This window comes from Xenorhabdus thuongxuanensis (genome assembly GCF_001908095.1).
GTDB classification, from domain to species: Bacteria; Pseudomonadota; Gammaproteobacteria; order Enterobacterales; family Enterobacteriaceae; genus Xenorhabdus; species Xenorhabdus thuongxuanensis.
In genome coordinates, this window is sequence record NZ_MKGR01000052.1 from 1 (window position 1) to 7,093 (window position 7,093).

Below are 7,093 nucleotides of genomic sequence, written 5' to 3' on the forward strand. Positions count from 1 at the left end.
CAATTCCGATAATTTGTTCCATGGGACACCTCTTCATATTTTGCTGATGTATTCAGCATGGCTCACTGGAGCCGATTTGGGGAGGTGTCCATTTCATTACCGTCGGTAATCAGTTAAACGGTATTACGGCCGGGTTTAAAAACCTGATGAGTGAAGTGATCCAGGGGGCCACCGGCGCTGTTGCCAGCTTACCCGCCATGATCATTCAGCGTGCCAATCCGGGACTCTATGACATGCTGACCAACGGTGTGTTGCAGGCCAATGTGGCGTACGACAAGGCCCAGTTTAATTGTTAGGCCATGCCAGCGTGGAATCCACCCAGGTGTATACGCAGGTCTCTATTCGGGCCTTGCAGGCGGTGCACGCCAGCACCCACCCGGCGGAGCAAATGGCCGACGAAAAAGTCAGCGACGCCGATGAGGTGGGTTTACTGGCCGACCTGTACGCCGAAGACAACGCCGACACCGACACGCTGCCGGACAGCCCGACGCCGACCTGAAACCTCAATATCCGCTGACCGTCCGCACGCCCCCGTTAAGTTGGGCGGGCTCGGTGTGGGGGCAGACCGTGGCCGGACTGCCCGTCAGCCCTGGCGCACGCGGGGGTAAATAGTCGTCAGGCGGCGCAAGCCCCGGCGTCCCCGTTGAGCTGGTACAGGCCGCCTAACGCCTATTCAACATAATGCGGGGGAATTATCCGCACTGCGCCGGCAACCCCCGGTAATCCTCTCAGCAATGAAGAGCGGCTTAATGCGTATAATTGGCATTATGTCTTGCGCCCCCGCGGGTCGGTATTGCGGGGAGTGGCGCACAAGGCTGCGCCTTATGCTCTAACCGACTGAGCCGGGCATCGGCAACTCTGAGTTCTTCTTTAGCTGCCCTGCAACCGTTGGGCCAACACCCCTAAAGGCAGGTCGGCCTGCGGCCTCCGCTCATTGACTTCCCCCCGCCCCAACCCCGCTGCACTGGCTGCGCCCGGTTTGCAGTCGCAGGCTCCTTGCTCATTCCCGTGCTCGCCATCGCCGCCCCGTGCAGCCCCCGGGGGCTTCCCTGAACAAAACAAAACCGCGTGGTCATGCAAGGTCATACGCAAACCGAAGCCACAGTGCCTCAGAGCGTCGCAGGGGCGCCGCTTGCGGGCTCTGTGCCGCCCGCGCCCGCAGAACGGGCGTCCGCCGCCCAAGCCAGTTGGGCGACGTTCGCCCGTTGCCGAAAAAGGCGCTACACTGACCCGAACGCGGCAGGAAAAACCGGCCTTTGGAGGGGAAAAGCGCGTCAGGGGGTTTTGGGTTCGGCGGTGAACGCACATTGGAAAAAACGGGGTGTAACTGACTGAGGGCATTGGGAAAATCGGTGTCCGGCGGTCAACTTCGCAATGGAATGCGTTGTTATTGAGAATAACTATTTGCACGAAGACGAAAGCCGCCGTTTTGATAAAGAGTTGGCCGAGTGTAAGGCCAAAGGAGGGGACTGCGGAGCTGTCATTCAGAAGTATTTGGACATCAGCAATAAGAACAGTGCCGAATTAGAGGAAAAATGCAAAGGAGGCGGTATTACTTGCGTGATTTATGAAGAAATTATTCAAGCAAATACGAATGTGGCGCTTGATGAGGGATCGTTACAAATTCGATTGTCAGAGAAACTAAAAGATCCCGACGCTATCAAGATAGTACAGTATTTGAATGGTAAGGATTTACAGTTTTTGAAGGATAATATTACCACTTCTAACAGAGTTGCCGCTGTCGCCTTAGATCCAACTTCATGGCCTGTGATGATCTTTGGTGGCAAGGCCATTATTAATGGAGCTGGAGCAAAAGAACAACTATTGGCTGCGGGAGTTTCTAGCGGAATGAACGCAGCAATTCAGTATGGTACTTCAGGAAATGTAACATTATCAGACGTGATTGGAGCCGGAGCTGTTGGTTTAATTACCGGAGGAAAAGGATATATACCCCAACAGTTAATTGGAACGCAGTAGGTGGTTATTATACGGCAGAAATTAAAGGTGATGATCCTTTCCTTGGAGCACTTATGGCAAAAGCTGGAGCAAGCATAGGTTATACAGGAACAGCGGTAATAAAAGTACCTATGGATAAGGTGTTAAACCCTATATCTAAACAGTATGAATGGGTACCGACAGGTGTTTGGACAATTACGAAACCAGTAAAACAAAACCCAATACCAAATATAATAGGGAATACTGTAGGTAGTGCAACTACTGAATCAACGGTAAATAGTCTTTCTAAAAAAGAGGTTACAGGTGAAAAATAGGAAAAAAACGTGTATTCATCTAGTTATTTTATGTTGTTACTCATGTGTTTCTATTTTTCTTGCTCTTTTTATTGTTTTTTCTTTTATGAGTTGGTTGAGTCCAGCCTCCTCTAATAATTGGGATGATATAAAAAGTTATTTGAATAAAAATCTGTTTTTGTCAATGAAATTAGGATTAATGGGAATACCCTTAGGAATAATATTGTGGATATCATATTATTATAAGAAATAAGCCACATTATCGCTATTGTGTATGAAGAAGTGATCCCGACCATATGGTCGGGATCACTTCTTGGTAAACTGTCAGCAACGTACTGGCCCAGGTGATGGTCGCCAAATACCGGGATCATCGTCGCGTTGGAAGCCTGTGGCTCGGCTCACCATTGGGCAAGGGAAATCCAGGCACTCGGACACCAGGTACTAATTCTCCCTGCTCAACACGTTAAAGCTTATCGGCGTAAGCAAAAGAATGACTATAATGATGCCCAGGCAATTGCTGAAGCCTGCCAGCATGGTACGATCCGTCCGGTGAGAGTAAAAAGCCTTGAACAGCAAGATGAGCAAACTTTTCTGAAAATGCTGCGACGGGTGGTAGAAGAAAAGACGCAGCTGATCAATCATATCCGCGGATTGCTGGCTGAATATGGCATTATTTTGAAACAAGGTGCCTCTGCTCTGCATCATCTTTTACCGAGCTTGTTGGAAGACGGTGATCCTGCTATGACGCCAAAGTTAAAAATACTGATGCAGCGTCAATATGCACGTTTAGTGACCTTAGAACAAGAGATAACCTGGTATGACAGTGAATTGAGAATACAGGTAAAGAAAAATGCGGTTTGTCAACGGCTCCAAACTATTCCCGGATTTGGTCCCCTAGTGAGTCAGTTATTCAAAATTTGGATGGGGGATGGACAACAATTTAGACGGGGACGCGATGCATCAGCGGCCCTGGGACTGGTTCCCCGGCAATTTAGCACGGGAGGCCGACAGATATTGCTGGGTATTACAAAATGTGGTGATGGTTATATCAGAGCCATGCTAATCCAGGGAGCACGGTCCGTGGTTAGCCGGGCTGCCAATAAAACAGATACGCTGAGCCTTTGGATTAATCGACTGCGAAAAAAAAGAGGGTTTAACCGTACTGTAGTTGCACTGGCCAATAAGTTGACACGGATTGCTTGGGCCATTATTTCCCGGCAAGAAATCTATCTCCCTAAGGGGGTTAGTCTGGAAAACGGTTAATGCAAAGCTACATACGATTGGCGTGATAGCAATTGAAGATATTCCCAAAAGTCATGCATTGTTAAGAAAGCGAAGATGATAAAAAACAGGTCAAACCGACGCCCCGAAAACCTGTTGAGCTTTTAGGCGATAAAAGCCGTTTAAGCGTTAAGGACGGAGCGTGCGAATGCCTCATCAAGGCCAGAAGTCATGCCACTTCACCAGTAGGCCGGATATACGTAAGCTACCTTGTTCTTTTGTCTGAAAAGCTCTCTTGCAATACTGGGGAAGATCGTATACGAAGCTCAGGTTAAGTAAGCATATCGTTTTGTAAACTGGGTGAGGCGGTAATGTCTCACCCAATTTAATATTCGTTTACTGACGGATAAGCCGTCCCGTCAGAGGGGCACTTTCATAATTACTTCTGAAAGGGTTAATATCCAGCCCGCCCCGCCTTGTATAACGGGCGAATACAGTTAATTTTTCAGGCCGGCAATAATACATGATATCGTTATAAATTCGTTCTACACATTGTTCGTGAAACTCGTTATGTGTTCTGAATGAGATAAGGTAGCGTAGCAGTTTTTCATGATTAATTTTTGCGCCCTCATACCGAATCACAACGCTGCCCCAGTCAGGTTGGTTGGTGACCAGACAGTTTGATTTTAAGAGATTCGAGTGCAGGGTTTCAGCGACAATATCCGTTTCTGTTGAAACGGCATTTGCCAGTATTGTAGCATCAAAGTCATACCCGTTTATCTCAATATCCAGATCATCCAGTGACTGGCCTGAGAATTGATTGATTTCATGATCGTACCCTTCAAGATGAGGATAAAGTTTTACTTCCACAGGCTGACCCGCTGTCTGGGATAGATCTTTTTTCATGGCACGGATCACATCCTCAGTTGTTCCAAACTTAGTCTGGTTGAAACTGTTGAGATAAAGTTTAAATGATTTAGATTCAATCAATCCTGGGCTGGTTGCAGGAATGGTGAATTCGCCGATTGCTACTATCGGTTTCCCTTTACTGTTCAGCCAGGAAAGTTCCCAGGCAGTCCAAAGATCAAAACCCTGAAATGGTAACGCATCAGAACTGATATTGATAACTTCGCGTGCGAGTGATCGCGGAAGGGTTTCAAGTAATTCTGGAGAATAATTTTGTATGTAATCGGTTTTTGTTCCAAGATGGGTCAGTGATTCTTTAATATCCATGATTGCTTCTCTTCTATGAGTTTATATATTTTCTGAATAATGCCCGGGCAGCATAGATAGGCCCAACACCGACAATGGCGTAGGTTATTTTGATAATAAATTGGGAAAAAATAATGGTTTTAATCGTGTTGGCGTCAAGCGTATTATAAAATGCCAGTGTACAAAAAATAACACTGTCCAGTGCGGCTGCTATCGTTGTGCTGGTTATGATACGAATAAAAAGATACCGGGAGTTGGTTAGTTCTTTGATCTTACATAACAGCCACGAATTGACATTTTCCGAGACGATATAAGCAACTGAAGACGCAACAAGAACAGCCGTAATACTCTGGGCAATTTCAGTATAGGCATCTGCTAATCCCCATTCTTTCAGACCTGGCAGTATTGCTGTGAACATCAGTCCGAGAACAAACAGGATATTGGTGATAAACGAGAAAAGGATCGCTTTTCTGGCCAGACGAAGACCGTAAAACTCATTAAGCATGTCAACAAGGATGAATGTGAAGGGATAAAAAAAGACTGCTGCTGGTATCACCATATTAATATGGGGAATACTTATTGGTTTTATTCCTGTAATGGTGCAAAAAATATAGATAATGGATAGGGAAAGTGCAATGACCAGATAGGCGAACCAGGAACGTTCGTGTCTATCCGTGAGATCATAGGTGGTTACTGTATCCTCATTGCCATAAATTCGGCGATAGATCTCACGGAGTTCATTTCGGTTGAGATCCTCTGAGACTTGGCTACTTTCCAAGTCCTTTAACGGTATGCTAATGCTTTTCCCAGTAGACAGGACCATGATATTCGCTCTTATTACGTCGAAAGAGCGACTAAAACCCAACAGCTTATATTTTTGATTATCTGACATAGCCGAATGCTCCTTTGCTTACGAAATGCGTTCTTCAATGATGATTCCAATTAATTGCTCATTGATGGTTGGCGTTTTTTTTGCGTAATCCGACACATCGTGGAGATAAAATCCTTTTTCGGGTGCATATATTAGCGATGGCTGATTTTTTACAGGAGCGGCATAGCGCTTAATGATTAATGTATCACCGGGGAAAAAAATTTTATCAATTTCAGTTTCTACTGTTAGTCCAATCAAGTTTGAGCCTTCTTCGAAGGCCCAGATTACCGGGTATCTCATGATAAGCTGACCAATACGATCTTCCATACTGGCTAACACGTCTGACTGGGGAATAAGCGGAATAGCAGAGGGATTTCTGTTACCTTCAGTGGAGAGAGTATTGTCTATGCGATCAAGTTCTTCTATGTCGAAATGCTCTATAACATCGCACCTGACACCGAAAAAATCGGCAATTCTTGTGATAGTTGATTGTTGGACTTTGTTGATTTGACCATCAAGAATTTTATAGAGCGTTGTTCTTGTAACACCTGAGCGCATAGCCAGTGAGGACTTATTCTCCCCATTTTTTCGCATCATATACTCAATGTTACTAATAATATTAGATTTTCTTTTTATTCCTGATGTTTTCATTTCGGAAAATAATAATGTTGTTAGATTTTTCCTTTAGACATTACATGATTAATTTGTCACTTTCCATAATATTTTTCGATATGAAGATTTATAAGAATAGAGAGGGACGGTTTTTTTAAGTAAAAAAAACATGATGATATATACAGAGTGTACAATTTAATACTCTTTTTGTTTATTTTTATGTTGACCTTATTATATGATGTGTGATTAATTACTCGTATCAGTTTCCAACTGACTAAATATATTAATTATTATATGAAATAAAATAATTTCGATGTAAAATAATTAGCTAAGCCACACCAGGTTTTTATTTTAAGAAAGGCATTTGTGTATGGTTACGACTGCTCTCAATTTTATAAATAGGATTTCATAATGCTGCTACACGTAGTGCCTTCAACCAGTTGAATGAAAATGATTTATGTTGTACAAGGTGTAGCACTATGTTGGAACGTTATTTATTTTATTGCATCAAATTTGAGTTATGTTGAAGCGTTAAAGATATGAAAAGAGTGGCTCGTGAACATGCTTTAACTTTAGAGTCATCTGCTTATTTATTTTTCACTGATGAAGTAAATGAATTACCTTTATGTACACTAGAGAAGCTATATTTTTGGTGAAATAGTTTTCTCAGGAAAATAATATAAGTGAAATGAGAGCTTATAAAGTAGAAGAAAGTGGCTTTTTAGTATCAGACGTAGAAAAATACCAACTTAACAGATGTTAAGTTGGTATTTGTGGTGATTATGGCTTTAGCCAGTTTAAGATGCGTTAGCTTCTTAAACATAAAACCACCCGCTATGCGGGTGGAGTTCAAGGGTTATACCAAGAAAAACACCTTTCCGTTACGATATAGATGTTCAAGCTAATATACGTAACTTAAATAAGGAAA

At 43.8% G+C, this 7,093-nt stretch carries 7 protein-coding genes and 2 pseudogenes; 6 read left to right on the plus strand and 3 right to left on the minus strand.

What is annotated here, in order from left to right; translation table 11 throughout:
• Positions 1-98: 98 nt before the first annotated feature.
• The 6 genes and pseudogenes from Xentx_RS17555 to Xentx_RS17585 all read left to right on the plus strand — a co-directional run.
• Positions 99-293 (plus strand): annotated as a pseudogene (locus Xentx_RS17555) (integrating conjugative element protein); the annotation flags it as partial.
• A pseudogene (locus tag Xentx_RS17560) lies at positions 290-499 on the plus strand (site-specific tyrosine recombinase XerC); the annotation flags it as partial. The pseudogenes Xentx_RS17555 and Xentx_RS17560, both read left to right, overlap by 4 nt.
• 260 nt (positions 500-759) lie before the next feature.
• Positions 760-906 (plus strand): hypothetical protein, encoded by a 147-nt coding sequence (locus Xentx_RS19270; RefSeq protein ID WP_167366785.1) that lies wholly within the window; start codon positions 760-762, stop codon positions 904-906.
• Positions 907-1,374: 468 nt separating this feature from the next.
• A complete protein-coding gene (locus tag Xentx_RS17575) occupies positions 1,375-1,977 on the plus strand; it encodes a hypothetical protein (protein WP_074021802.1) in 603 nt (200 codons plus the stop codon).
• Between the two features lie 53 nt (positions 1,978-2,030).
• Complete coding sequence (locus Xentx_RS17580; protein WP_074021803.1) at positions 2,031-2,270, plus strand: hypothetical protein; 240 nt, start codon at positions 2,031-2,033, stop codon at positions 2,268-2,270.
• A 357-nt stretch (positions 2,271-2,627) separates the two neighbouring features.
• A complete protein-coding gene (locus tag Xentx_RS17585) occupies positions 2,628-3,512 on the plus strand; it encodes an IS110 family RNA-guided transposase (RefSeq protein ID WP_074021804.1) in 885 nt (294 codons plus the stop codon).
• A gap of 354 nt (positions 3,513-3,866) precedes the next feature.
• Here the strand turns inward: Xentx_RS17585 and queF are convergent, their stop codons facing one another.
• From queF to Xentx_RS17600, 3 genes are read right to left on the minus strand one after another with little or no spacing between them, the layout of a single operon-like run.
• On the minus strand, positions 3,867-4,703 hold the full coding sequence (queF, locus tag Xentx_RS17590; protein WP_074021805.1) for an NADPH-dependent 7-cyano-7-deazaguanine reductase QueF: 837 nt from the start codon (positions 4,701-4,703) through the stop codon (positions 3,867-3,869).
• A gap of 13 nt (positions 4,704-4,716) precedes the next feature.
• Entirely contained in the window at positions 4,717-5,574 is an 858-nt protein-coding gene (locus tag Xentx_RS17595; RefSeq protein ID WP_074021806.1) for a queuosine precursor transporter, read from the minus strand.
• Positions 5,575-5,592: 18 nt separating this feature from the next.
• Positions 5,593-6,204, minus strand: a complete 612-nt coding sequence (locus tag Xentx_RS17600; RefSeq protein WP_074021807.1) for a helix-turn-helix domain-containing protein — start codon at positions 6,202-6,204, stop codon at positions 5,593-5,595.
• Positions 6,205-7,093 lie beyond the last annotated feature (889 nt).

Bases quoted from the DNA above. Each gene is read 5' to 3' on its own strand.
- Xentx_RS17575 (WP_074021802.1), top strand. From the start codon at position 1,375: ATGGAATGCGTTGTTATTGAGAATAACTATTTGCACGAAGACGAAAGC.
- Xentx_RS17580 (WP_074021803.1), top strand. From the start codon at position 2,031: ATGGCAAAAGCTGGAGCAAGCATAGGTTATACAGGAACAGCGGTAATA.
- queF (WP_074021805.1), bottom strand. From the start codon at position 4,703: ATGGATATTAAAGAATCACTGACCCATCTTGGAACAAAAACCGATTAC.
- Xentx_RS17595 (WP_074021806.1), bottom strand. From the start codon at position 5,574: ATGTCAGATAATCAAAAATATAAGCTGTTGGGTTTTAGTCGCTCTTTC.
- Xentx_RS17600 (WP_074021807.1), bottom strand. From the start codon at position 6,204: ATGAAAACATCAGGAATAAAAAGAAAATCTAATATTATTAGTAACATT.